Source organism: Acidimicrobiia bacterium, from assembly GCA_035651955.1.
GTDB lineage: Bacteria > Actinomycetota > Acidimicrobiia > IMCC26256 > JAMXLJ01 > JAMXLJ01.
This window is the reverse complement of the sequence record DASRES010000008.1, coordinates 61,861-84,981: the sequence shown is the minus strand read 5'-3', so window position 1 is coordinate 84,981 and position 23,121 is coordinate 61,861. Positions and strand designations below refer to the sequence as shown.

The following is a 23,121-nucleotide window of genomic DNA, read 5'->3' as shown; positions in this document are numbered from 1 at the left end:
GCATGCTGTTCGCCGACCTCGTCGCCGCGTCGAGTGCGGTCGCGGCCACGCGGTCGCGCACCGCGAAGACCGACACGATCGCGGCGATGCTGCGCGGGCTGCACCCGGACGAGGTCGTGCCCGCGGTCGGGTTCCTCGTGGGGGACCCCCGGCAGGGTCGCGTCGGCGTCGGGTGGCGGACGATCACGTCGATCGACGTGCCGCCCGCGACGGACCCGGCGCTCACGGTGCTCGACGTCGACACGGCGATCGACCGCATCCTGGGCGCCACCGGGCCCGGCTCGGTCGCCGCGCGGCGCGGGATCATCACCGGCGTGCTCGCGCGCGCGACGCACGCAGAGACCGACTTCCTGCGCCGCCTGTTCGTCGGCGAGCTCCGCCAAGGCGCGCTCGAGGGGATCATGGCGGACGCGATCGCGAAGGCCACACACGCTCCTGCGGCGCGCGTGCGGCGTGCCGCGATGCTGACGGGGGACCTGCGCGTCACCGCGCGGCTCGCGCTCGAAGGGGGCGCGGCCGCGCTCGACGACGTCCACCTCGAGGTGCTGCGACCCGTCCTCCCGATGCTCGCCGGTTCCGCCGAGACGGTCGAGGACGCGCTGGACCAGACGGGTCCCGCGTCGGTCGAGTGGAAGCTCGACGGCGCGCGCATCCAGGTGCACCGCCACGGCGACGACGTGCGCGTCTTCACTCGCAACCTCAACGACATCACACCGCGCCTGCCCGGGGTGGCCGACGTCGTGCGCGCGATGCCCGTCGACGACGTCGTGCTCGACGGTGAGGCGATCGGCGTGTCGCAAGAGGGCGACGGTGACGACGCGCGGCCGGACCGCTTCCAGGACACGATGCGCCGCTTCAGCGCCGACACGATGTCGACGGCTCGCTCGGCTCCGCCCTCCCGGCCGTCCGGCCAGGGCTCCACCTCGCAGCGCACCATCGACCCCGACGGCCGCGCGCTGCGGGCGTGGTTCTTCGACGTGCTGCGCGTCGACGGCACCGACCTCCTCGACACCGAGCTGCGCGAGCGCGCCGCGGTGCTGGAGCGGATCGCGGGCGCACACCGCATCCCGGCCGTCACCACCGACGACCCGGTTGTCGCGTCGCGCATGCTCGACGACGCGCTCGCGGCCGGCCACGAGGGTGTGATGGTGAAGTCACTCGTGTCGCCGTACGACGCCGGGCGCCGCGGCGGGTCGTGGCGCAAGGTCAAGCCGGTCCGGACGCTCGAGCTCGTCGTGCTCGCGGCGGAGTGGGGGCATGGACGCCGGCGCGGCTGGCTGTCGAACCTCCACCTCGGGGCGCGCGACCCCGACGGCGGCTTCGTGATGGTGGGCAAGACGTTCAAGGGTCTGACCGACGAGCTGCTCCAGTGGCAGACCGAGCGGCTCCAAGAGCTCGCGGTCGCGGAGGAAGGGATCACCGTGCACGTGCGACCCGAGCTCGTCGTCGAGATCGCGCTCGACGGTGTGCAGGTCTCGCCGCGCTACTCCGGCGGTGTCGCGCTCCGCTTCGCGCGCGTGAAGCGGTACCGGCCGGACCGCTCCCCCGCCGACGCCGACACCATCGACACCGTGCGGTCGATGCTCTGAGAGCACCCCGTACACTGGGAGGCCCCCCTCCGAAAGGCTTCTTCCCGCATGCCCGCGCGCGCCGACCTGCGCAACGTGGCGATCGTCGCCCACGTCGACCACGGCAAGACCACCCTCGTCGACGCCATGCTCTGGCAGACGGGCGCGTTCCGCGCCAACCAGGACGTTGCCGAGCGCGTCCTCGACTCGAACGACCTCGAGCGCGAGAAGGGCATCACGATCCTCGCCAAGAACACCGCGGTGCGCTACGCGGGCGTGAAGATCAACATCGTCGACACGCCCGGCCACGCGGACTTCGGCGGCGAGGTCGAACGCGGGCTCACGATGGTCGACGGCGTCCTGCTGCTCGTCGACGCGAGCGAAGGACCGCTCCCCCAGACGCGCTTCGTGCTGCGCAAGGCGCTCGAGGCACGCCTGCCCGTCATCCTCGTCGTCAACAAGGTCGACCGGCCCGACGCCCGCGTCGCGGAGGTCGTCGACGAGACGTACGAGCTGTTCCTCGACCTCGACGCACGTGAGGACCAGATCGACTTCCCGATCGTCTACACGAATGCGCGCGCGGGTTGGGCGTCGGTCGACCCGGACACCGCGGGCACCGATCTGAAGCCGCTGTTCGAGCTCCTGGTCGACCACATCCCGGCGCCGACGTACGACGAGTCGCACCCGCTCCAGGCGCTCGTCACGAACCTGGACGCGTCGCCGTACGTCGGGCGGCTCGCGATCTGCCGGATCAGGCACGGCACGATCAACAAGGGGCAGACCGTCGCGTGGTGCCGGGCCGACGGCTCCGTCGAGCGTGTGCGCGTCACCGAGCTGTACGTGAGCGAGGCCCTGGAGCGCGTCGACGCGGCCGCGGCGGGTCCCGGCGAGGTCGTCGCGATCGCCGGGCTCCCGGGCGTGACGATCGGCGAGACGCTCGCCGACCCCGACGACGCACGCCCGCTCCCCGTCATCACGATCGACGAGCCGAGCCTCGCGATGACCATCGGGATCAACACCTCGCCGCTCGCCGGTGCCGAGGGCACGAAGCTGACGGCGCGACTCGTGAAGAGCCGCCTCGACGCAGAGCTCGTCGGCAACGTCTCGCTGCGCGTGCTGCCGACGGAACGGCCGGACGCGTGGGAGGTCCAGGGTCGCGGCGAGCTCCAGCTCGCGGTGCTCGTGGAGACGATGCGCCGGGAGGGCTTCGAGCTCACAGTGGGCAAGCCGCAGGTCGTCACGCGCGACATCGACGGGAAGCTGCACGAGCCGGTCGAGCGCGTCGCGATCGACGTGCCCGAGGACTACCTCGGTGTCGTCACGCAGCTGCTCGCGCTGCGCAAGGGGCGCATGGAGCAGATGGTGAACCACGGCACCGGCTGGGTCCGGATGGAGTACGTCGTGCCGGCGCGCGGCCTCATCGGGTTCCGCACCGAGTTCCTCACCGAGACGCGCGGGACCGGGATCCTGCACCACGTGTTCGAGGGCTACGAGCCGTGGACGGGCGAGCTGCGCACGAGGCGGGCCGGGTCGCTCGTCGCGGACCGCCGGGGCGTGACCACGACCTACGCGTTGCTCAACCTCCAGGAGCGGGGCGAGCTGCTCGTGGGCCCGGGCGTGGAGGTGTACGAGGGGATGGTCGTGGGCGAGAACGCGCGCGCCGAGGACATGGACGTCAACCCGACGAAGGAGCGCAAGCTCACGAACATGCGGTCGTCGACCGCGGAGGAGCTCGTGCGGCTCACGCCGCCGCGCACGATGTCGCTGGAGCAGGCGCTGGAGTTCATCGCCGACGACGAGTGCGTCGAGATCACGCCTGCGAGCGTCCGGCTGCGCAAGGTCGTGCTCGACGCGTCGCAGCGCGGCCGGCTCCGTCACTCGCGCAAGCAGCCGCGCGACTGACGCAGGCGCTCACGACGCGAGCCAGGCGTCGATGCGCGTGATCGCGTCCTTCACGACGTCGGCCGGGGCGGCGCTCGCCTCGAACGACGTGCGCGCGACCGCGGCGAGCCGCTCGTCGTCGAAGCCGAGCACGTCACGGCACAGCTCGTACTCGCGCAGGACGTCCGTGTCGAAGAGCAGCGGGTCGTCCGCGCCGACGCTGCACCGCACTCCGGCATCGAGCAGGACGCCGAGGGGGTGCGCGGCGAGCGACGGCACGATCGAGAGCATCACGTTCGACGTCGGGCACACGTCGCAGCACACGCCGCTGTCCGCGAGCCGCTGCACGAGCGCGCCGTCCTCCAGAGCGCGCACACCGTGCCCGATGCGATCGGCGCGGAGCGCGTCGAGCGCGCCGACGACGCTCGCCGGCCCGGCGAGCTCACCGGCGTGCGGCACCGAGAGCAACCCGGCGTCGCGCGCGATCGCGAACGCGTCCGCGAACGGCTCGGGCGGGAAGTGGGTCTCGTCGTTCGCGAGCCCGAACGCGACCACCCCGCGCCCCGCGTAGCGCGCCGCGAGCTGCGCCTGCGCGACGGCCACGGTCGTGGCGCGCGTGCGGTCCGCGACGAGCACCAACCCGAGACCGACACCCAGGCGCGCGCCCGCGACGGCGGCCTCGTCGAGGACGACCTCGACCTGGTGCTCGACGGGCCCGAGCCGCTCGCGATGATCGGGCGGGTAGAACTGCGGCTCGATCCACGTCGCACCGTGCGCGGCGGCGTCCTCGATCGTCTCCCGGACCAGGCGGCGGAGGTCGTCGTCGCTGCGGACGACGTCGCACGCCGCGAGGTAGACACCCGCGAACTTCGAGAAGTCCCCGTATCCCGAGACGTCCGGCACGGCGACGCCGTCACGCGCCGCGAGCTCCCGCAGCGTCGACATCCGCATGCACGCGTCGAGATGGACGTGGAGGTGGGCCTTCGGGAGCGCGGCGAGATCGCGCATCCCGAGAACGTACCGCCGTCGCCGCGGCGTAGCCTGGTGACGTGACCGACGATCGCGGCGAGCACCGCGACGAGCACGTCGAGCCGGTGGACCTGGACGCGCCCGCCGCGGGCGCCGAACCGTACGAGCGACCGGTCGACCGGTTCCGGCGGAGCGCGGTGGGATCGGTGCTGGCGGCGGGGATGCTCGGGCTGCGCGACGTCTTCGAGCCGGAGAAGAAGGAGGAGGTCGCGATCGTCAGCGAGGCGCCCACGCGTCCGGACGACAAGCGCGTCCGGCTCCTGCTCGATCCCGACCACCCGGACCGGTCGGTGGTCATCCTCCGGCGGGACCAGGACTGACGAGCGTGCAGACGGGCAGGGGGCCGGGGCGAGCGTCGTTCACCGCGCTCGCCGTCGCGCTCGTTACCGTCGTCGCGCTCGGCGGGTGCGTCTGGATCAAGCAGGCGAGCCACGCGGTCGGCACGGCTGCCGACGGCGACGCGCCGAGCACGAACCCCGTCCTCGACCTCGCCGGCAACTACGTCGTGTTCCAGTCGGACGCGACGAACCTCGTCCCGGGCGACACGAACGGCGTCACCGACGTGTTCAAGGTCGGCACGACGAACGACCACGTCGAGCGCGTGAGCGTCGCACCCGACGGATCCCAGGCGAACGGCGCGAGCCGCAACCCGTCGATCGACTGCTGCGGCGGCGAGGTCGTCTTCGAATCGGACGCGAGCAACCTCGTCGCGGGCGACACGAACGGCACGACCGACGTGTTCGTGCGCAACATGACGACGAAGGTGACGTCGCTCGTGAGCGTGGCGAGCGGCGGTGGACCGACCGACGGCGCGAGCACGCACCCCTCGATCAGCAGCGACAGTCGGTTCATCGCGTTCGAGTCGACGGCCGACGACATCGTGCCCGGCGTCTCCGGGCACCAGGTGTACGTCCGCGACATGCAGTCCGGCACGACTCGTGTCGTGAGCACGTCGTCGTGTGCGGGCGGTGGTGTGGCCGGCAACGGCACGAGCACCGGACCGCACCTCAGCGACGACGGCACGACGGTCGCGTTCACGTCGACGTCGACGAACTTCGCGGTGAATCCCGGCAACGGCGCGCCGAACGCGTATGTCGCGCCGACAGGATCATGCGCGGTCCCGAGCTTCGTCGGCGTCGACACGACGGGACACGCGCTCGCACACGGCAGCGTCGCGACGTCGCTCGACCACGACGGGAAGATCGTCGCGTACGACCCGAGCGGTGCCGCCGGCGTGTACGTGCGCGATCTCGTCGCCGCTACGACGACCGCGGTCGACGCGGGCGATCCCTTTGCGACGGGCGGCGCGCTGAGCAACGACGGCCTCACGATCGCGATCCAGGCGAGCGGCCCGTCCGCGGCGACGTCGCCCGTCGCCGCGGTCTATCGCGTGCCGACCGGTGCACGTCTCGTGACGAGCACCGACGCGTCGGGCAACGTGCGGACGGTGACGACCGGCTCTCCGGTGTTCATGACCCGGTGGTCGCAGTACTTCGCGTACGCGGCGCCCGGGCCGTCGTCCCTTCCGCAGGTCTTCGAGCAGACGATGGCACCGGTCCCGACCGTGACCGGCGTGAGCCCGCCATCGGTCGCGCGCGGCTCGACGAACGTCGTCCTGAAGGTGACGGGAAGCGGGTTCGTGAGCGGCGCGACCGTCTACGTCGTGGCCTCGGGCGTGACGCTCGGCGCGACGACGTACGTGAACGCCACGACGTTGCAGGTCCCGATCACCGTCGCGAACGACGCGACGCCGGGCTCGCTCACCGTCGTCGTCGCCAACCCGGGCGGCCTGGGCGCGACCTACGGCAGCGCGGGGAGCTGCAACGGCTGCCTGAGCGTCGCCTGACCCGGCCGCCGGGCTCTGACATACCATCAGGTCCTCCGCACGCCTGCTGATCGGACAACGCGGCGGCGAGCGGAGCAGCCCGGAGGGTGCGCAGCGAGCCCGCAGGAGCGGCGAGCCTCGCGAGCGCGGCCAGAGAGCAGGAGCGCTTCCGCATGCACACCGAGATCTGCGACCGGCTCGGCATCGAGTTCCCGATCTTCGCGTTCACCCACTGCCGCGACGTGGTCGCCGCCGTCAGCAACGCGGGCGGGTTCGGGGTGCTCGGCGCGGTCGGGTTCGACCCCGACCAGCTCGAGATCGAGCTCCAGTGGATCGACGAGCACGTCGGCGACCACCCGTACGGCGTGGACGTCGTCATCCCCGGCAAGTACGAGGGCATGGGCGAGAGCGACCCGCAGAAGCTGACGCAGCAGCTGCGCGAGATGGTCCCCGCCGGTCACCTCCAATTCGCCAAGGACATCCTCGCCCAGCACGGCGTCCCCGAGCTGCCCGAGGGCGAGAGCGGCAGCCTGCGCCTGCTCGGCTGGACCGCGGCGACCGCCGCGCCCCAGGTCGACGTCGCGTTGAACCACGACAAGGTCCGGCTCGTCGCCAACGCGCTCGGCACGCCACCGGCCGACATCGTGGACGAGATCAAGCGCAGCGGCCGCACCATCGCCGCGCTGTGCGGCTCGCCGGACCAGGCCCGCCGCCACGTCGAGGCCGGCATCGACATCGTCGTCGCGCAGGGCGGCGAGGCGGGCGGCCACACGGGCGAGGTGGGCTCGATCGTGCTGTGGCCCCAGGTCGCGAAGGCGGTCGCGCCGACGCCGATGCTCGCGGCGGGCGGGATCGGCAGCGGCGAGCAGGTGGCGGCCGCGCTCGCGCTCGGCGCGCAGGGCGTCTGGACGGGCTCGCTGTGGTTGACGTGCGAGGAGTCGGCGCTGTCCCCGGTCCAGAAGCAGCAGCTGCTCGACGCGACGAGCCGGGACACCGTGCGGTCGCGGTCGTTCACCGGCAAGCCGGCACGAATGCTGCGCAACGACTGGACCGACGCGTGGGAGCGCCCCGACACGCCCGACCCGCTGCCGATGCCGTTGCAGTACATGGTGTCGGGCGAGTGCGTGAGCCGCGCGAGCGCGTACCCCGAGAAAGCCCGCGACGTGCTGTTCAACCCGGTCGGTCAGGTCGTCGGCCAGATGAACCAGGTCCGCAAGGCCCGCGACGTCGTGCTCGACCTCGTCGAGGGCTACGTCGAAGCCGTGGAGCGTCTCGACTCGCTCAACGCATGACCGAGTTCAACATCGGCCGGGTCCACGAGACCGTCGCGGCCGCGGTCCCCGACCGCGAGTGCATCGTGTGGCGCGACCGGCGCCTCACGTACCGCGACGTGACGGAGCGCTCACGCCGTCTCGCGACGTACCTCCACCGAGCCGGGCTCGGCGCGCACACCGAGCGCGGCGCGCTGCACGGGTGGGAGTCCGGTCAGGACCATCTCGCGCTCTACCTCTACAACGGCAACGAGTACCTGGAGGGGATGCTCGGCGCGTTCAAGGCGCGCGTCGCGCCGTTCAACGTGAACTACCGCTACGTCGCGGAGGAGCTGCGCTACCTGTTCGCGGACGGGCGCCCGCATGCGATCGTGTACCACGCGTCGTTCGCGCCGTTGCTCGCCGACGTCCTCCCCGGTCTGCCCGACGTCGCGGTGCTGTTGCAGGTCGCGGACGAGTCGGGCGAGGCACTGCTGCCCGGCGCGGTCGACTACGAGGACGCGCTCGCGTCCGTTGAGCCGGAGCTCCCTCCCGTCGCCGCGTCGCCGGACGACCTGTACCTGCTCTACACGGGCGGGACGACCGGCATGCCCAAGGGCGTCGCGTGGCGTCAGGACGACATCTTCATGGCCGCGATGGGCGGCCGGCAGATCGGTACGTGGCAGGAGCTCACGAGCTACGACGAGATCGCGCAGGCCGCGCGGGACAGCTTCGGTCTGCGGATGACGCCGACGCCGCCGTTCATGCACGGCGCGTCGCAGTGGGCTGCGTTCATCTGCATGACGGGTGGCGGCACGATCGTCATCCAGGACAACACGCGCCGTCTCGACCCGGCCGACGTGTGGAGCACCGTCGCACGTGAGCGCGTGCAGTCCGTCACGGTCGTCGGCGACGCGTTCGCCCGGCCGCTCATCGACGAGCTCGAGCGCGGCGACTACGACGTCAGCTCGCTCGTCGGGTTCGGCAACGGCGGCGCACCGCTCAATCCCGCGTTGAAGCAGCGCCTGCTCGACCTGCTGCCGAACCTGTTCGTGTCCGACTCGGTCGGCTCCTCGGAGACGGGCGCCCAGGCGACGCACCTGTCGACCAAGGACGGCGTCAGCACGGGGACGTTCGTGCCCGGTCCGGGCGCCGTGGTCGTCAGCGAGGACCTCACGCGGCTGCTCGAACCCGGTCACGAGGGCATGGGTTGGCTCGCGCAGACGGGACACGTCCCGCTCGGGTACCTGCACGACGAGGCGAAGACGAAGCGGACGTTCCCGGTGATCGACGGCGTGCGGTACGCGGTGCCGGGCGACCGCGCGATCTGGCTGCCCGACGGCCAGATCGAGCTGCTCGGCCGCGATGCCGTGACGATCAACTCGGGCGGCGAGAAGATCTTCGCCGAGGAGGTCGAGCAGGCGATCGCCGGCCACCCGGCCGTGCGCGACGTGATCTGCGTCGGCCGTCCGAGCGAGCGTTGGGGCAACGAGGTGGTCGCGCTGGTGCAGCTCGCCGACGGTCGCACTGCCACGCAGGACGAGCTCGAGCGGCACGCGTCGGAGCACGTCGCCCGCTACAAGCTGCCGAAGGCGTGGCTGTTCCTCGACGAGATCCGTCGCTCGCCTGCGGGCAAGGCCGACTACCGCTGGGCCGCGCAGACGGCGCGCGACGCATCGGGCGCGTAGGCGCGCACCAGCCTCGGCGCGTCACGCAGCGGTCTCGTCGTCGACCAGGCCGAGCACGTCCGGCTCGGCTACCGCCTCGCCCGCAGGCTGCGCCGCACGCGCGGGCAGGTAGCGCAACGTCAGCGCGATGCCGGCCGCGGCCGCGACGACCGCGACGAGCGATGCCGCCCCGAACCCGGTGACGAACGCGTCGCGCGCCGCGTCCGCGATCGCGGCGCCGATCGTTCCGGGGGCGTGCGCCGCGGTCGCGAGCGCGCTCGCGACCGACTCGCGTGCGGCGTGGACCGCGGCCGGCGGAAGGGCGACGGCGTGCAGTCGCGACGTGAGTCGCGCGGCGTACGCGGAGCTGAACACCGATCCCAGCGCGGCGACGCCGAGCGTGCCGCCGAGCTGGCGCGTCGTGTCGTTGACGGCGGAGCCCGCACCTGCCTTCGCGAGCGGGAGCGATCCCATGATCGACTCGGTCGCGGGTGCCGTGGTCATCGTGAGACCGACGGCGAGCAGGATCATCGACCCCACGATCGGACCCCAGTACGCGGTGCCGGTGTCGAACGTCGCAGCGACGGCAAAGCCGGCGGCCATCGCGGCGAGCCCGCCCGCGACCACGAGCTTGGTGCCGAAGCGTTCCGCCAGCCGCGGAGCGACGGGCGCGGTGAGCCCGGCGGTGAGCGCGAACGGCAGCTCGCGAAGACCCGTCCCGAGCGCCGAGTAGCCGCGCACGAACTGGAAGTACTGCGTCAGCACGAAGATGAAGCCGTAGAGCGCGAAGTACGCGACGGTGATCGAGACGCTGGCCGCGGTGAACCGCATGTTGGAGAAGATGCCGACGTCGAGCATCGGGTCGGGACGGCGACGCTCCCACACGACGAACAGCGCGAGCAGCAGCGCGGCGCCGGCGAAGCCCGCGAGCGACGTCGTCGCCGTCCATCCGCGGCGTGGCGCGTCGATGACGGTCCACACGAGCAACCCGACGCCGGCCACGGACAGCACGAGCGCGACCGGGTCGAACCGACCGGCGCGCTCGTCGCGCGAGTCCGGGACGAACAGGCGTCCGAGGACGATCGCGGTGGCGACGATCGGCACGTTGACGAAGAACACGGAGCCCCACCAGAAGTGCTGGAGCAGGAAGCCGCCGGTGACCGGTCCGATCGCGACCGCGAGCCCGGTCACAGCGGCCCAGATGCCGATCGCCCGTCCCCGCTCGACGGGATCGGTGAAGACGTTGGTGAGGATCGCGAGCGTCGCCGGGAAGACGAGCGCGGCGCCGATCCCCATCGCGGCCCGCGCGGCGATCAGCAACGGCGCGCTCGGCGCGACCGCGGCGGCCGCCGACATCGCGCCGAACCACACGAGACCGAGCTCGAGCATCCGCTTCCGGCCGAGACGGTCACCGAGGTTCCCCGCCGCGATGAGCAGGCCCGCGAACACGAGGCTGTACGCGTCGACGATCCACTGCAGCTGGGTGGTCGTGGCGTGGAGCTCGCGCGACAGCGACGGCAACGCGACGTTCACGACGGTGTTGTCCACGACGACGATGAGGATGCTGAGGCACAGCACCGGCAGGATCAGCCACCGCCGCTCGTGCACGAGGTCTCGGTCCATTGACGTTCCTCCCGTCGTCCGCCTCACCGGCAAATACTCGCTAGAACGATCTTTCTAGTCAACCGAATTCGGGTACGATGTGGCGCGTGGCACGAACCGAGGAACGGCCGACGAAGGAGCGGATCGTCCGCGCCGCGCGCCGTCTGCTGTCCGCCCACGGCTACGAAGGCACCGGTCTGAAGGAGCTCAGCGAGACCGCTCGCGCGCCGTACGGATCGATCTACTTCCACTTCCCCGGCGGCAAGGACGAGGTCATCGCGACCGCCGTGCGCGACGCGGGTCGCGAGCGGGCGGCCGCGTTCGCGGTCGAGCTGTCGGAGGCGTCACCGGCCCACGCGATCGACGCGCTGTTCCGGCGAACCGCCCAGGCGCTCGAGGACGCCGACTACGCGCGCGGCTGCGTGGTGGGAACGCCGTCGCTCGACGCCTCGACGTCGTCGGAGATCGTCCGGGCCGCGTGCGACGAGGCGTTCGCGTCGTGGATCGACGCGATCGCGGCCTCGCTGCGCGAGCACGGGTCCACCCGCGCTCGCGCGCGCGAACTCGCGTCGACCGTGATGGCGACGTTCGAGGGCGCGTTGATGCTGGCCCGGTCGCAACGGAGCCCCGAGCCGCTGCTCGCGGCGGGCAAGGTGATGCGACAGGTGCTCGAGGAGCCGCCGGCGCCGCGCCCGCGTCCGTCACGCGCGGCCGCCCGGTAGCCTCCCCCGCCGTGCCACCCGGTCGGTCGTCGCCGCGCCTCGTCGTCAGCTTCGACATCGATGGCACGATGGTCTTCGGTGACCCGGCCGGGCCCGTCGCCGTCGACCTCGTGCGCGCGCTCGCCGCGCTGGGTCACGTCGTCGGGTCGGCGTCGGACAGAACGCGCACCGAGCAGGCCGCGCTCTGGTCGCGTCACGGTGTGGACGTCGCGTTCGTGGGCGGGAAGCACCATCTCGGCGAGGTCCGCCGGCGGTTCCCCGCCGACCGCTACGTCCACATCGGGGACACCGTCGTCGACGAGCACTTCGCGCTCGATGCGGGCTTCGAGTTCTTCGACGTCGTGGGTCTTCCCGAGCCCGGTTCGCCGGGATGGATCATGTGACGGGCGCGAGACGCGCGCTCGTCACCGGCGCGGACGCGACCGTCGGCGCAGCAGTCGCCCGTACGTTGCGGGCGCGCGGTATGGACGTGGTCGAGGCGTTCGACGCACCCGTCGATGTCGCCGTGTACGCGGCCGTCGACGTCGACACGCTGGCGGTCCAGCTGTTGCGCGACACGGACGAGGAGACGTGGCGCCGGCGCTGCGAGGATCCGATCGCCGGGTTCGTGGCATGGTTGCAACGCGTGCACCCGTTGGTCGTGTCGTCACGCGGGACGGTCGTGCTCGTCGCACCGAGCGTGTCGCAGGAAGGTGCAGCCGGGCTCGTCCCGTACACGACCGCCGTCGAGACGCAACGCCTGCTCGCCAAGTCGGCCGCGCGGCAGTGGGCCGCGGACGGCATCACCGTGCTCGTCGTCGCGCCACGTCTCGACGCGCTGGTCTCGTCGCCACTCGACGGCACCGACGCGCTGCGCACGGACCCCGTGCTCGACGCGCCCGCCTACGACGCCGATGCCGTCGCCGCGGTCGTCGCGCTCCTCGCCGATCCTGCGGCGCGCGTGATGACCGGCGGGACGTTCGCCGTCGACGGGGGCGCGCTCATGACTCCCTGACCGCGCGCCGCGTCACGCGGCGAAGATGCGGTCGCGGGTGGTCGGGTCGAGCGGTGGTGGGCCGGGCGCGTAGATGCGCCCGTCGGGTCGTCGGAACACGAGCCCGTCCGCGCGGTTCGGGTCGCCGCGCACGCGCCAGCCGTGCTCGTGCACCCAGCGGTGATGGCGCGGGCAGACCATGAGCAGGTTGGCGGCCTCGGTCGGCCCGCCGTGCTCGTAGTGCACCATGTGATGGGCCTGGAGTCCCCAGGTGCGCGTGCAGCCGGGGAACCGGCACGTCCGATCCCGGTGACGCAGGATGCGGCCCAACGCCGGTGACACCGTGCGGCGGCGCGCGCTCAACGCGACGGGGTTGCCGAACGCGTCCCGGATCAGCAGCTGGATCCACGCGTCACAGCGCAGGCGGCGACACACCTCCGGCGAGATCGGGGCGTCGTGGTCCCCGACGAACCCCGACGCCGTGTCGTGTTCCATACGGACCACCACACACGCACGATCGGTGTCGCTGTCGGCCGCCAGGTTCACGCCCGCGAGCTCGGCCAGCGCGTCCGCGTACCGGGCCTCCCACGACTCCACCGACCCGTCCGGGCCGACCGGATCGCGCTCCACGATCCGCTCCAGCGCGCGGGTCAGCTGCTCACCCTGCTCCGGCGTGAGCCGGCCCTTGAGGCGCAGCATCTTGATCCGCTGATCGAACCACCACACCAACGACCGCTGCCGCTGACGCTCCACGTCGTCGGCCTCACGCGCCCTGCGCCGCAGCCCGGCCCGGTAGCCGAGCTGCGCCGGCGAGTACCCACGCCCGTGCTCCGCCCACCAGCCGTCGCTCTCCGCGTTCGCGATCTGGGCGAGCGGCACCAACTGATCCCACGAGAGCTCGCCGCGCGCCGCGACCTCCGCGACGCGCGGCAGATCCTTCAACGCGCGCGCCGTCGCGACCTGCTGCACCGCGTGTGGGCGCGTCACCAACGACTGCGCCGCAACCCAACCCTCCATGTCGAGCGCACCGTCGTCCGCGCCCGCGTCACGTTCGTCGAGCACCGCGAGCACGTGCAGGCGCTGGACACGCACCGCGTTCTCCAACGCGTCAACTGCCCGAACGCGACCTTCAACTCCTCCGTCGAGCACTCGCGGAGACGTGCCAACAGCTCCGACTGCTCGAAGCCCGCCGCCTCGTCGGAGACCTCACCATCCCGCGAATGCCCGACCCTGCCCTGGTCGAACATACGGCTAGGGTATCGAACACATGTTCGCTCTGTCAAGCGAAGCGTCCCATGCCACCGAGACGGACGCGCCATGCTGTCCCGCCGTGCAGCGGGGACGAGTGGTGCTGATCACCGGCGCGAACCGCGGCATCGGGCGTGGGCTCGCGCTCGCCTTCGCCGCGCGAGGCGCCCGCGTGGTCGTCACCGCGCGTGACGTCGCCGGTGGCGAGACCGTCGTCGACGAGATCCGCGCGCGCAACGCCGACGCGTGCTTCGCGCGTTGCGACGTCACGCGTCGCGACGACGTCGAGCAGGCGGTCGCCACGGCGGTCGACCACTACGGCGGGCTCGACGCGATGATCCACAACGCGGTCAGCGTGCGGTCGAGCGAGCCACACGACGTCGCGACCGCGCCGCTCGAGCTGTGGGGCGAGCACGCGTCGGTGTCGATCACCGGCGCGTACCACTGCGCGGCCGCGGCGTACGGGCCGCTGCGAGACCGGGGCGGTGCCATGCTCGTCCTCACCTCGCCCGCGGGCATCAACGGCTCGCACAACCTGCCGTTCTACGCGGCGGTGAAGGGCGCGCAACGCGCGTTCGTGAAGAGCCTGGCGCGGGAGTGGGGTCCCGACGGCATCCGCGTCAACGGTCTCGCGCCCCTCGCCACGACACCCGCGCTCGCGAACGCGTTCGCGCACGACCCTGCGATGGAGGAACGCCTCACGCGTCTCGTCCCGCTCGGCCGCTTCGGTGACCCGGAACGGGACATCGGGCCGGCGGCCGTGTTCCTGTGCAGCGACGACGCCCGCTACGTCACGGGGCAGACGCTCGTGGTCAGCGGCGGCCGCCTCACGAGCCTGTGAACGAGGGACGTCCATGACCGCGCTCGCACCCGCTTCCGTCTCGATGCGGCTGTACCCGCACAACGAGCTCGGCGCGCCCGCGATCGTCGACGAGCTCCGCACGCAGGCGCGTCTCGCGGTGGAGTCCGGGTTCGACGGCGTCATGACGAGCGAGCACCACGGGGGCTTCGCCGGGTACCTGCCGAACCCGCTGCAGATGTGCGGCTGGCTGCTCGACGCGATGCCGGACGGATGGGCCGCCCCCTGCCCCATGCTCCTGCCGGTGCGACCCGTCGCGCTCCTCGCCGAGGAGGTTGCGTGGCTCGCGGCGCGCTTCCCCGGGCGCGTCGCGGTCGGTGTCGCGCCGGGCGCGCTCCGCCTCGACTTCGACGTCATGGACGTCCCCTTCGACGAGAACATGACCCGCTTCCGCGCGGGCCTCCCGCGCCTTGCCGCGATGCTGCGCGGTCACGACCTGGGTGAGCTCGAGCACGACCGCGCGCTCGCCGCGTGCGCCCGCGCGCCCGTCCCCGTCGTCAGCACCGCGATGAGCGCGCCCGCGGTCCGGCGCGCGGCGCGCGCAGGTGCCGGGATCCTGTTCGACGGCGCGACCGCGACCGATCGTCTCGGGACGCTGTCGGGCGAGTACCTCTCGGCCGGCGGCGACGGGCGTCGCGTGCTCATCCGGCGCGTCTGGCTCGGTAACCCGCCGCGCGACGCGTTCGACCGCCAGCTCGAGGTCTACCGCAGCTACTCCCCCGCGGCCGCGCAACAGCACTGGCGTGACAACGGCTTCGTGTGCAGGACCGACGCCGCGGAGCTCGCCGACGATCTCGCGACCGCGATGCGCGAGGCCCGAGCGGACGCGCTCAACATGCGTGTCCACGTGCCCGGCGTCGCTCCCGACGCGGCCCGCACCCAGATCGCCCGGCTCGGCGAGGAGGTCGTCCCGCTGGTGCGCGACCGGATCGAGGGGGTCCCGTGACCGTGCGCGCCGGCCGCCTGCAGGTCGGGATCGTCCCGTCCGACCTCGGCGCGTCGCTCGCGTTCTACCGCGACGCGCTCGGGCTGCCCTACGAGGGGACGCGACCCGCCCTCGAAGGACGCTCGCTCCATCTGTTCGCGGTCGGTGACGCGGTCCTGAAGCTGCTCGAGACGGGCGACACGCCCCGCGCTCGCGCGCCGCGCGGGGCATTCGCCGACGCGACCGGGGTCCGCTGGATCACCGTCGACGTCGACGACCTCGACGCCGTCGTGGCGCGCTGCGAGGCGGCGGGCGCGCGCACGCAGCTTCCCCTGACCGCGTTGCGTCCCGGGCTGCGCCTGGCGATCGTCGAGGACCCCGACGGCAACGCGATCGAGCTCGTCGAACGCTCGGACGGCGCGTGACGAGCAACTATCCGTTGAGCGCGCCGACGCGCCGCTCCATCGGGAGTTGCTGCGCGCGGCGCGAGCGCGACCGCACGCGGACGGGCCGCATCACCGCGAGCGCGAACCCGCTCAGCACGACGACGCCGCCTTCGACGAACAGGGACGCGAGGCCGAGGGGCTCGCGCCAGTTGCCGATGTCGTCCGTCGACGACGGGAGGCCGGTGCTGCGCGAGAGGACGTAGCCGACGATCGTCGCGGCGGCGACGCTCCCGGCGACGCTCCACACGACGCGCGACCCGCGGGCGACGAGCGCGAGCGCAGTCCCGACGCACACCGTGATGAGCACTGCGTACAGCACTCCGAGGTACGGCGTCTCCGAGAACTTCGAGAAGTGTCGAGGAAGTGGATCAGCGCGGTCCCGAACAGGCCGATGGTGCCCGCTGCTCGCAGGACGGTGTCGTCGAACCCACGCTCGAGTCGCTGGTCGTTGCGCGTGATCGTCATCGTCGCTCTCGCTCCGTTCGTCGCGGACGTTCCGAAGGAGGCGTTACGGACGACAGCCGCGCGCGGATGTCGCGATCGCGCAACATGAGACCGCGATGACCGTTGCTCCATACGCGCGTCAAACGCGCGTCGAGCGCCATCCGAAATGTGCTCGGCTCCGTAACGGGACCCCCGGTAACGTGACGTCGTGCCCGCGGTCCCGCTGCTGACGTCCGTCGCACCCGTCGAGCGCCACCGTCTCGACGAGCGCTCCTGGGTCGACGTCACGCGCGGGTGGGTCGCGAGCCCGGGACCGATCTATGAGGACCTCGTCGAGCGGGTCGAGTTCAAGACGTCGCGGTTGTGGCGGTACGAGCGCTGGGTCGAGGAGCCGCGCGTCGGCGCGTGGTTCACGACTGCGACGCTGCCTCACCCGGTCCTCCGCGACGCGCAGCGCGCGCTGCAGTCGCGCTACGGCGTCACGTTCGACGGCGCGTCCGTCATCTGGTACCGCAACGGCCGTGACAGCGTCGCGTTCCATCGCGACCGCGAGTTGCGCTTCTGCGAGGACACCGTCATCGCGATCCTGACGTTCGGGCAGCGCCGGCCGTGGCTCCTGCGACCGCGCACCCGGCGCGACAAGTGGATCGCGCCCGACGGTGGCGCCACGCACGACTTCGCGCCCGGTCCGGGCGACCTGCTGGTGATGGGCGGACGGTGCCAGGCCGACTGGGAGCACGCGGTGCCGAAGGTCGACGTGCCGATCGGCGGCCGCGTCTCGGTGCAGTGGCGGTGGACGTCGCGGCGCGGCCGTCCCGAGGTGGGGGGCTCGTACCGCGCCCCGCGCAACTTCGCGTAGGAACATGACCGACCCGCTCGACAACGCGGTCTGGCACGCGCTCACCGGGCCGCAGCACGACGTCGCGCAACGCAACGCGTCGGCCGCGCGCTACGAGCCGGATGTCGCTCCGTTCGCCGCGCTCCCCGACGAGCCGAGCGCCGCCGCATGGGACGACCTGCGCGCGCTCGTCGGGCCCGGGAACGGCGCCGTGCTGTTCCGGGCCGAGGTCGACGCACCCGACGGGTGGGAGGTGCTGTGGCGCGGGATCGGGTTCCAGATGGTCGCGACCACGCCACCGCCGGGCGCTGCTCGCGACGGCGCCGGGGTGACACCCCTCGGGCACGCGGATGTCGACGACATGACGGATCTCGTCGCACGCACGCGCCCGGGTCCGTTCCTCCCCCGGACGATCACGCTCGGGACGTACCTGGGTGTCCGGCTCGACGGGAAGCTCGTCGCGATGGCCGGCGAGCGGATGCGCCTCGACGGCTTCACCGAGGTCAGCGCGGTCTGCGTCCACGAGGCGTACCGCGGTCGCGGCTACGCCGCGCGACTCGTGGGCGAGCTCGTGGCGCGCGTCTGCGCGCGGCGCGAGACCGCGTTCCTGCACGTCGTCGGGGACAACGCGCCGGCGATCGCGCTGTACGAGAAGCTCGGGTTCGTCGTGCGGCGAACGATCGAGGCCGCCGGCGTGCGCGCGCCCGGCTGAGTCAGCGCGCGGCGAGTCTTCGCGCGACGTCGCCGAGGCGCTCGTAGCTGCCGTCGCCGCGACGGGCGGCCATGCCCGCGTGGTACAGCACGACCTGCACGTCGAAGTCGCGCAGTGGCGCGCACCGCTCGGCGACGACGTCGGGCAGCTCGTCCCACGTGCCCTCGACGACGAAGTGCGCGAGCAGCTCGTCGTCGATGACCTTCGCCATCTCGGCCGGAGCTCCGCTCTTCTGCGCGGCACGCAGCCGCGGCGTCGTCTCGGGCGCGCCGAGCTGCTCGAAGATGAACGCGTAGTTCGGCGTGGACCCGTAGAACGCGACCATGGCGCGCGACGCCTCGCGCCACGGCCGGCGCTCGCCCTCGTCCGCGCCCGGAACGGTGAACAGGGGGACGAACACCGTGAACGTCGAGGGGTCGCGCCCGGCGCGTGCGAGCCCCGCGCGGACGTTCGGGACGAGCGTCTGCTCGTAGTACGCGGGCGCGTTCAGCGGATGGACGTGCACGCCGTCCGCGACCGTGCCCGACATGCGCAGCATCCACGGGTTCACCGCGGCGACGTCGACGGGCGGGTTCGGCGCGCCGATCGGGCCGGGCGACCACGTCGGCGGCAGCAGCGAGAAGCGGTAGAAGTCACCGTCGTACTCGAGCGGCCGGTCGCCGCGGAACGCGTCGAAGATCGCGTGCAGCGCCTCGACGTACTCGCGCAGCCGCGGTCCGGGGTGGTCGAACTCCGACGAGTAGCGACGCTCGACGTGCGCGCGCACCTGCGGCCCGACGCCGAGACGGAAGCGGCCACCGGTCGCCTCGGCGAGCTCCCAGGCGACCGACGCGGTCACCATCGGGCTGCGCGGGAACGCGACAGCCACGCCGGTCGCGAGATCGAGGTCGGCACCCGAGAGCGCCGCGGCCGCGCACGACAAGTAGGCGGTGCGGCCCGCCTCCGTCACGACGAGGCCCGCGTAGCCGGCCGCCGCCGCGCCGCGTGCGACTTCTTGGAAGTCGCGCAGCGCCGTGCCCCCGGTCATCATGTGCGCCTTCATGCGCAGCGAAGCTACGCGACCGTACGATCCGCCCGTGCCACCCGACCTGATGCCTGCCGCCGTGTACACGGGTGAGCGTTCCGTCGACGTGCGCGAGGTGCGCGTGCCCGAGCCGCGTCCCGGTGAGGCGCTCGTCGAGGTGTCGCACTGCGGCGTGTGCGGCACGGATCTCCACCTCGTCCTCGAGGGATACGCCCGGCCGGGGTCGATCCTCGGTCACGAGTGGTCGGCGACGGTGGTCGACGCCGGCGACGGCACGCGCTTCGGTCCCGGGGCGCGCGTCGTCGGCAACCCGACGCCCGGGTGCGGGCGGTGCCGCGCCTGCCTCCGGGGCCGCCCGTCGGTGTGCCTCGAGCGCGAGCCCGTCGACTTCACCGAGTGGCGCGGCGCGTTCACGCGGTACCTCGCGGTTCCCGAGCGGTCGCTGTCGCCGGTTCCCGACGGCCTGTCGACGCGACACGCGGCGCTGACCGAGCCGACCGCGATCGCGCTCCACACGGTCGCGCTCTCGGGCGTGACGACCGAGGACCGCGTGCTCGTGACGGGCGCGGGCCCGGTCGGGCTCCTGACGCTCGCGGTCCTGCGGGCACAGGGGATCACCGACGTCACGGTCGTCGAGCCCTTCCCCGCTCGGCGGGCGCGCGCGGCGGAGATCGGCGCGCGACGCGTCCTCGATCCCGGCGAGCTCCCACGCGCGCCGCTCGGCCGGCCGGTCGACTCGCCGTTCACGATCGCGTTCGAGTGCTCGGGGAACGCGCGGGCCGCCGAAGCGGCGCTCGACCAGCTCGACTACGCGGGCACGCTCGTCTTCGTCGGCACCGGACACGAGGAGCCGCGCGTGAACCACAACCGGATGATCGTGCTCGAGCTGACCGCGCTCGGTGCGTACAACTACGGAGCCGACGGCTTCTCCGGCGCGCTCGACCTGCTCGCGTCCGGCCGTCTCCCCGTCGACCTGCTCGTCGAGCCCGACGACGTGACGCTGGACGAGCTCGACACGACGATGCGCCGTCTCGCGCGCGGCGAGCTCCCCGGCAAGGTGCTCGTGCGGCCGGAGGTCTCCCGATGACCGAGCCGCGCTCGTTCACGCCCCGGATCAACCATGTCGCGATCACCGTCGACCCCGCGCTCCTCGACGACCGCGGCCGCGCGGAGCTCCTCGGGTTCTACGGCGACGTCTTCGGCTGGACCGAGGGCGACAACTCGAGTGAGGAGGGGAACCCGCTCATCCTCTACACCGGGACCTTCGGCCAGTTCGTGTACCTGCTCCCGGGGACGCCGTACCTGCGCGCGCCGTCGCTCGACCACTTCGGGCTGCAGGTCGCGACGCTCGACGAGCTCCACGCCATCGTCGGGCGCGCGAAGGACGTCGCCGCGCGCGACGAGCGCGTCCGCGTGATCGACGTGCATGCCCGCGTGACGCACGGGCCCGAGCGCTCGTACACGATGACGAGCGCCTACATCGGCTTCGTCCTGCCGTTGATGATCGAGCTCCAGCACCTCGCGGTGCGCGATCGGGACCCGACCCGGACGGCGCCGTAACGGCGAATTCAGACGTCAGCTCGCGAGCCGCCGTTCAGCGGCGAGCGTCCCGGAGGGCGGCCGCAGGTACCCTGCGGCCGAGCGAGCGCGACCAGCAGGTGACGCCGGCGGCGAGCGTTCAGCTCGCGAGCCGGCGGCGCCGGGGCCGGCGGGGCCGGACGACGCGGGAGAAGACGGCCTCGATCGTCAGCACCCCGCGCCGGATCTGCGTCCGCTCGCGCGGGGTCGTGCCGCCCCACACGCCGTGCTCCTGGCCGGTCACCAGCGCGTATTCGAGGCACTCCCGCCGCACCGGGCAGCGGGCGCAGATCCGCCGGGCGGTCGTCGGATCGGACTGGTCGGGGAAGAACGTCCGGACGGAGCGCTCGCGGCACGCGGCCTCGAGGCGCCAGCGGGGGTCGTCCGACGCCGTGATCAGTTGCTCCACCTGGCCTCCCTGCGTGCGCTCGCTACCCCCCAGCGTGGCCCGCAAAGCTACCGAATCGGTCACTTCTTGTCTATATGCGGCAAACCTCCCGAGGGTGGACGTCAACGAGCGGTCAACTCCGGGCCCCGTCTCAGGCCCCTCTCAGGACCGGCCGCCACCATCAGTGCCCCGGCGCGGCACACCCGGGACCCGACGGAGCTCGAGCGAGATGACGGCGACGACCACGGCGAGCCCGACCATCCCCACCGGGCCGCGGGCCGGCGCGGTCCGGCGCGCGCGGGCCGACCGAGCCTGGATCGTCGCCGTCGCGGTCGTCGCGAACGGCCTGCTCGCGATCGCGCTCTGGCTGCGACACGGGGAGCTCGCGAGCGCGTCCGGACCCGGTGCCGTCGCGACCGCCGTCGGTCAGGTCACCGGCCTCCTCGGCGCGTACGCGCTCCTCGTCGGCGTGCTGCTCATGGCGCGGGTGCCGTGGCTCGAGCGCTTCCTCGGCTTCGACCGGCTCGCGGTGTGGCACCGCTGGGTGGGGTTCACGACCGTGTGGCTCCTCGTGGCGCACACCGTGTTCATCACGATCGGGTACGCGGAGGCGAACCGCGAGTCGCTCGCGGGCCAGACGATGGACTTCATCCGCCACTACCCGGACGTGTTGATGGCGTTCGTCGCGCTCGTCCTGCTCCTCGCAGTCGGCGCGACGTCCGTCCGCGTCGCGCGTCGAGAGCTGCGACGCGAGACGTGGTACGCGACGCACCTGTACGCGTACGTCGCCGTCGCGCTCGGGTTCGCCCACCAGCTGGCGGTCGGCAGCGACTTCAGCGGTGACGCCGTCGCGCGCGCATGGTGGGTCGCGCTGTTCGTCGTCACGCTCGGCGCGGTCGCCGTCTGGAGGGTCGGTGTACCGGTCGCGTTCAACGCCCGCCATCGGCTGCGCGTCGCGGACGTGCGCCGCGAGGGCCCGGGCGTCGTGTCGATCGCGATGACGGGTCGCCGTCTCGAGGAGATCCACGCCCGACCCGGCCAGTTCTTCGTCTGGCGGTTCCTCGCGCCGGGCGGGATGTGGAGGGCGCGACCGTTCTCGCTGTCCGCCCCGGTCGGGCGGAACCGACTCCGCATCACCGTCAAGGAGGCGGGCGAGCAGACACGCGCGCTCCAACACGTCCGCCGGGGAACCCGCGTCTTCGCCGAAGGACCGTACGGCGCGTTCACCGACGAGCGCCGCACGCGGCGCCGCGCGGTGCTCATCGCGGGTGGCATCGGCATCACACCGCTGCGCGCCCTGCTCGAGACGATGCCGGCCGCGCCCGGCGACCTGACCCTGCTCTACCGGGTCGCGACCCCGAGGGACCTCGTCTTCCGCGACGAGCTGACGGACCTCGGGATCGAACGCGGCATCACGCTGCACGCGCTGACCGGCGAGGAGATCGGCGACGACGACACGGACCGCCTCGGCGTCCCGGCCCTCCGCGCGCTCGTGCCGGACATCCGTGAGCGCGACTGCTTCGTGTGCGGGCCGCCCGGCCTGGTCGACGCGGTGTGCCGCCGCCTGCACCGGCTCGGCGTGCCGCGCACGCAGATCCACTTCGAGCGGTTCGAGTACTGAAGGAGCGAGGACACCCGATGCGCCGCGTCGTTCCCGTTCTCGTCGCCACCGCCGCGGGGTTGGCCCTGCTGCTGAGCTTCCACACGTCGCCGGCCACGCCGACACGCGTCGCGCACGCGGCCCCGGCCACGAACCCGCCCGCGGCCGCGGCGCCGCCCACCACGGGCACGACCGCGCCGGCCGGGTCGTCGGGCGACACGTCGTCGCAGCCCTCGACGACGACGACCGCACCGTCGGCGCGTCGCGAGGTGGACGGGCCCACCGTCTCGACGCAATACGGCGACGTGCAGGTGCGCGTCACCGTGGCGAACGGCCGTCTCGTCGACGTCAAGGCGCTGCAGCTCCCCGGTGACCGTCCCCGCTCGGCGCGCATCAGCGACTTCGCCGGCCCCGAGCTCCGGGACGAGGCGTTGCAGGCCCAGAGCGCGAACATCGACGTCGTGTCGGGCGCGACGTACACGAGCGAGGGCTACGCGCAGTCGCTGCAGGCCGCGCTCCAGGCCGCCGGCGTCAACTCCTGA

General features: G+C 72.7%; 24 protein-coding genes. 18 read left to right on the top strand and 6 right to left on the bottom strand.

The features are described 5' to 3' along the window. Window positions 1–2 precede the first annotated feature (2 nt). Both VFC33_02380 and typA read left to right on the top strand, forming a co-directional pair. Entirely contained in the window at window positions 3–1,589 is a 1,587-nt protein-coding gene (locus VFC33_02380) for an ATP-dependent DNA ligase (protein ID HZR12075.1), read from the top strand. A gap of 48 nt (window positions 1,590–1,637) precedes the next feature. After that, window positions 1,638–3,470 (top strand): translational GTPase TypA, encoded by a 1,833-nt coding sequence (typA, locus tag VFC33_02375; protein HZR12074.1) that lies wholly within the window; start codon window positions 1,638–1,640, stop codon window positions 3,468–3,470. A gap of 9 nt (window positions 3,471–3,479) precedes the next feature. Here the strand turns inward: typA and add are convergent, their stop codons facing one another. Continuing rightward, window positions 3,480–4,457, bottom strand: coding sequence for an adenosine deaminase (add, locus tag VFC33_02370; protein ID HZR12073.1), 978 nt, complete (start codon window positions 4,455–4,457; stop codon window positions 3,480–3,482). Between the two features lie 41 nt (window positions 4,458–4,498). On the opposite strand from add, the gene VFC33_02365 reads away from it, so the two are divergent. The 4 genes from VFC33_02365 (at window position 4,499) to VFC33_02350 (ending at window position 9,241) form a co-directional block, all read left to right on the top strand. Continuing rightward, on the top strand, window positions 4,499–4,798 hold the full coding sequence (locus VFC33_02365; GenBank protein ID HZR12072.1) for a hypothetical protein: 300 nt from the start codon (window positions 4,499–4,501) through the stop codon (window positions 4,796–4,798). A gap of 5 nt (window positions 4,799–4,803) precedes the next feature. Further along, the gene (locus VFC33_02360; protein ID HZR12071.1) at window positions 4,804–6,324 is read left to right on the top strand and encodes a hypothetical protein; all 1,521 of its coding nucleotides are present in this window, start codon (window positions 4,804–4,806) and stop codon (window positions 6,322–6,324) included. Window positions 6,325–6,476: 152 nt separating this feature from the next. Next, window positions 6,477–7,595 carry a nitronate monooxygenase family protein gene (locus VFC33_02355; GenBank protein ID HZR12070.1) on the top strand — a complete coding sequence of 373 codons (1,119 nt, stop codon included), beginning with the start codon at window positions 6,477–6,479 and terminating at the stop codon, window positions 7,593–7,595. After that, window positions 7,592–9,241 (top strand): acyl-CoA synthetase, encoded by a 1,650-nt coding sequence (locus VFC33_02350; GenBank protein HZR12069.1) that lies wholly within the window; start codon window positions 7,592–7,594, stop codon window positions 9,239–9,241. Before VFC33_02355 ends, VFC33_02350 begins: the two co-directional genes overlap by 4 nt. A 21-nt stretch (window positions 9,242–9,262) precedes the next feature. Here VFC33_02350 and VFC33_02345 read toward each other — a convergent pair whose 3' ends face one another. Further along, window positions 9,263–10,843 carry an MFS transporter gene (locus tag VFC33_02345; GenBank protein HZR12068.1) on the bottom strand — a complete coding sequence of 527 codons (1,581 nt, stop codon included), beginning with the start codon at window positions 10,841–10,843 and terminating at the stop codon, window positions 9,263–9,265. A gap of 86 nt (window positions 10,844–10,929) precedes the next feature. Between VFC33_02345 and VFC33_02340 the strand changes: the two genes are divergently transcribed. The 3 genes from VFC33_02340 to VFC33_02330 all read left to right on the top strand — a co-directional run bounded on the left by VFC33_02340 (window position 10,930) and on the right by VFC33_02330 (window position 12,538). After that, the gene (locus VFC33_02340; GenBank protein HZR12067.1) at window positions 10,930–11,544 is read left to right on the top strand and encodes a TetR family transcriptional regulator C-terminal domain-containing protein; all 615 of its coding nucleotides are present in this window, start codon (window positions 10,930–10,932) and stop codon (window positions 11,542–11,544) included. A gap of 11 nt (window positions 11,545–11,555) precedes the next feature. Next, the gene (locus VFC33_02335; GenBank protein ID HZR12066.1) at window positions 11,556–11,927 is read left to right on the top strand and encodes an HAD family hydrolase; all 372 of its coding nucleotides are present in this window, start codon (window positions 11,556–11,558) and stop codon (window positions 11,925–11,927) included. An 80-nt stretch (window positions 11,928–12,007) separates the two neighbouring features. Beyond that, the gene (locus VFC33_02330) at window positions 12,008–12,538 is read left to right on the top strand and encodes an SDR family oxidoreductase (protein HZR12065.1); all 531 of its coding nucleotides are present in this window, start codon (window positions 12,008–12,010) and stop codon (window positions 12,536–12,538) included. 12 nt (window positions 12,539–12,550) lie between these two features. Here the strand turns inward: VFC33_02330 and VFC33_02325 are convergent, their stop codons facing one another. Further along, window positions 12,551–13,609 carry a DUF222 domain-containing protein gene (locus VFC33_02325; protein HZR12064.1) on the bottom strand — a complete coding sequence of 353 codons (1,059 nt, stop codon included), beginning with the start codon at window positions 13,607–13,609 and terminating at the stop codon, window positions 12,551–12,553. A 238-nt stretch (window positions 13,610–13,847) separates the two neighbouring features. On the opposite strand from VFC33_02325, the gene VFC33_02320 reads away from it, so the two are divergent. Genes VFC33_02320 through VFC33_02310 form a run of 3 tightly spaced genes read left to right on the top strand, consistent with a single transcriptional unit; the run spans window position 13,848 to window position 15,974 of the window. After that, window positions 13,848–14,606, top strand: coding sequence for an SDR family oxidoreductase (locus VFC33_02320; protein ID HZR12063.1), 759 nt, complete (start codon window positions 13,848–13,850; stop codon window positions 14,604–14,606). 13 nt (window positions 14,607–14,619) lie between these two features. Beyond that, a complete protein-coding gene (locus VFC33_02315) occupies window positions 14,620–15,570 on the top strand; it encodes an LLM class flavin-dependent oxidoreductase (protein HZR12062.1) in 951 nt (316 codons plus the stop codon). Next, entirely contained in the window at window positions 15,567–15,974 is a 408-nt protein-coding gene (locus tag VFC33_02310) for a VOC family protein (GenBank protein HZR12061.1), read from the top strand. Before VFC33_02315 ends, VFC33_02310 begins: the two co-directional genes overlap by 4 nt. Before the next feature lie 7 nt (window positions 15,975–15,981). Here VFC33_02310 and VFC33_02305 read toward each other — a convergent pair whose 3' ends face one another. Further along, window positions 15,982–16,314 (bottom strand): hypothetical protein, encoded by a 333-nt coding sequence (locus VFC33_02305; GenBank protein HZR12060.1) that lies wholly within the window; start codon window positions 16,312–16,314, stop codon window positions 15,982–15,984. Window positions 16,315–16,647: 333 nt separating this feature from the next. On the opposite strand from VFC33_02305, the gene VFC33_02300 reads away from it, so the two are divergent. Together VFC33_02300 and VFC33_02295 are read left to right on the top strand one after the other, a co-directional pair. Beyond that, on the top strand, window positions 16,648–17,298 hold the full coding sequence (locus VFC33_02300; GenBank protein ID HZR12059.1) for an alpha-ketoglutarate-dependent dioxygenase AlkB: 651 nt from the start codon (window positions 16,648–16,650) through the stop codon (window positions 17,296–17,298). A gap of 4 nt (window positions 17,299–17,302) precedes the next feature. Further along, window positions 17,303–17,989 (top strand): GNAT family N-acetyltransferase, encoded by a 687-nt coding sequence (locus tag VFC33_02295; protein HZR12058.1) that lies wholly within the window; start codon window positions 17,303–17,305, stop codon window positions 17,987–17,989. A gap of 1 nt (window position 17,990) precedes the next feature. On the opposite strand, the gene VFC33_02290 is transcribed toward VFC33_02295, so the two are convergent. Beyond that, the gene (locus VFC33_02290; GenBank protein ID HZR12057.1) at window positions 17,991–19,031 is read right to left on the bottom strand and encodes a TIGR03617 family F420-dependent LLM class oxidoreductase; all 1,041 of its coding nucleotides are present in this window, start codon (window positions 19,029–19,031) and stop codon (window positions 17,991–17,993) included. A gap of 34 nt (window positions 19,032–19,065) precedes the next feature. On the opposite strand from VFC33_02290, the gene VFC33_02285 reads away from it, so the two are divergent. After that, a complete protein-coding gene (locus tag VFC33_02285) occupies window positions 19,066–20,100 on the top strand; it encodes an alcohol dehydrogenase catalytic domain-containing protein (protein ID HZR12056.1) in 1,035 nt (344 codons plus the stop codon). Next, a complete protein-coding gene (locus VFC33_02280) occupies window positions 20,097–20,573 on the top strand; it encodes a hypothetical protein (GenBank protein ID HZR12055.1) in 477 nt (158 codons plus the stop codon). Before VFC33_02285 ends, VFC33_02280 begins: the two co-directional genes overlap by 4 nt. A 118-nt stretch (window positions 20,574–20,691) precedes the next feature. Here VFC33_02280 and VFC33_02275 read toward each other — a convergent pair whose 3' ends face one another. Further along, window positions 20,692–21,000: a WhiB family transcriptional regulator gene (locus VFC33_02275; GenBank protein ID HZR12054.1), complete on the bottom strand. Its 309-nt coding sequence runs from the start codon at window positions 20,998–21,000 to the stop codon at window positions 20,692–20,694. Between the two features lie 208 nt (window positions 21,001–21,208). Between VFC33_02275 and VFC33_02270 the strand changes: the two genes are divergently transcribed. Next, a complete protein-coding gene (locus VFC33_02270) occupies window positions 21,209–22,600 on the top strand; it encodes a ferredoxin reductase family protein (protein HZR12053.1) in 1,392 nt (463 codons plus the stop codon). A 17-nt stretch (window positions 22,601–22,617) separates the two neighbouring features. Then, the gene (locus tag VFC33_02265; GenBank protein ID HZR12052.1) at window positions 22,618–23,121 is read left to right on the top strand and encodes an FMN-binding protein; all 504 of its coding nucleotides are present in this window, start codon (window positions 22,618–22,620) and stop codon (window positions 23,119–23,121) included.

Coding starts and splice junctions, on each gene's coding strand:
- VFC33_02380 (HZR12075.1), top strand. CDS start 3: ATGCTGTTCGCCGACCTCGTCGCCGCGTCGAGTGCGGTCGCGGCCACG.
- typA (HZR12074.1), top strand. CDS start 1,638: ATGCCCGCGCGCGCCGACCTGCGCAACGTGGCGATCGTCGCCCACGTC.
- add (HZR12073.1), bottom strand. CDS start 4,457: ATGCGCGATCTCGCCGCGCTCCCGAAGGCCCACCTCCACGTCCATCTC.
- VFC33_02355 (HZR12070.1), top strand. CDS start 6,477: ATGCACACCGAGATCTGCGACCGGCTCGGCATCGAGTTCCCGATCTTC.
- VFC33_02350 (HZR12069.1), top strand. CDS start 7,592: ATGACCGAGTTCAACATCGGCCGGGTCCACGAGACCGTCGCGGCCGCG.
- VFC33_02345 (HZR12068.1), bottom strand. CDS start 10,843: ATGGACCGAGACCTCGTGCACGAGCGGCGGTGGCTGATCCTGCCGGTG.
- VFC33_02330 (HZR12065.1), top strand. CDS start 12,008: ATGGACGTGGTCGAGGCGTTCGACGCACCCGTCGATGTCGCCGTGTAC.
- VFC33_02315 (HZR12062.1), top strand. CDS start 14,620: ATGACCGCGCTCGCACCCGCTTCCGTCTCGATGCGGCTGTACCCGCAC.
- VFC33_02295 (HZR12058.1), top strand. CDS start 17,303: ATGACCGACCCGCTCGACAACGCGGTCTGGCACGCGCTCACCGGGCCG.
- VFC33_02290 (HZR12057.1), bottom strand. CDS start 19,031: ATGAAGGCGCACATGATGACCGGGGGCACGGCGCTGCGCGACTTCCAA.
- VFC33_02280 (HZR12055.1), top strand. CDS start 20,097: ATGACCGAGCCGCGCTCGTTCACGCCCCGGATCAACCATGTCGCGATC.
- VFC33_02270 (HZR12053.1), top strand. CDS start 21,209: ATGACGGCGACGACCACGGCGAGCCCGACCATCCCCACCGGGCCGCGG.
- VFC33_02265 (HZR12052.1), top strand. CDS start 22,618: ATGCGCCGCGTCGTTCCCGTTCTCGTCGCCACCGCCGCGGGGTTGGCC.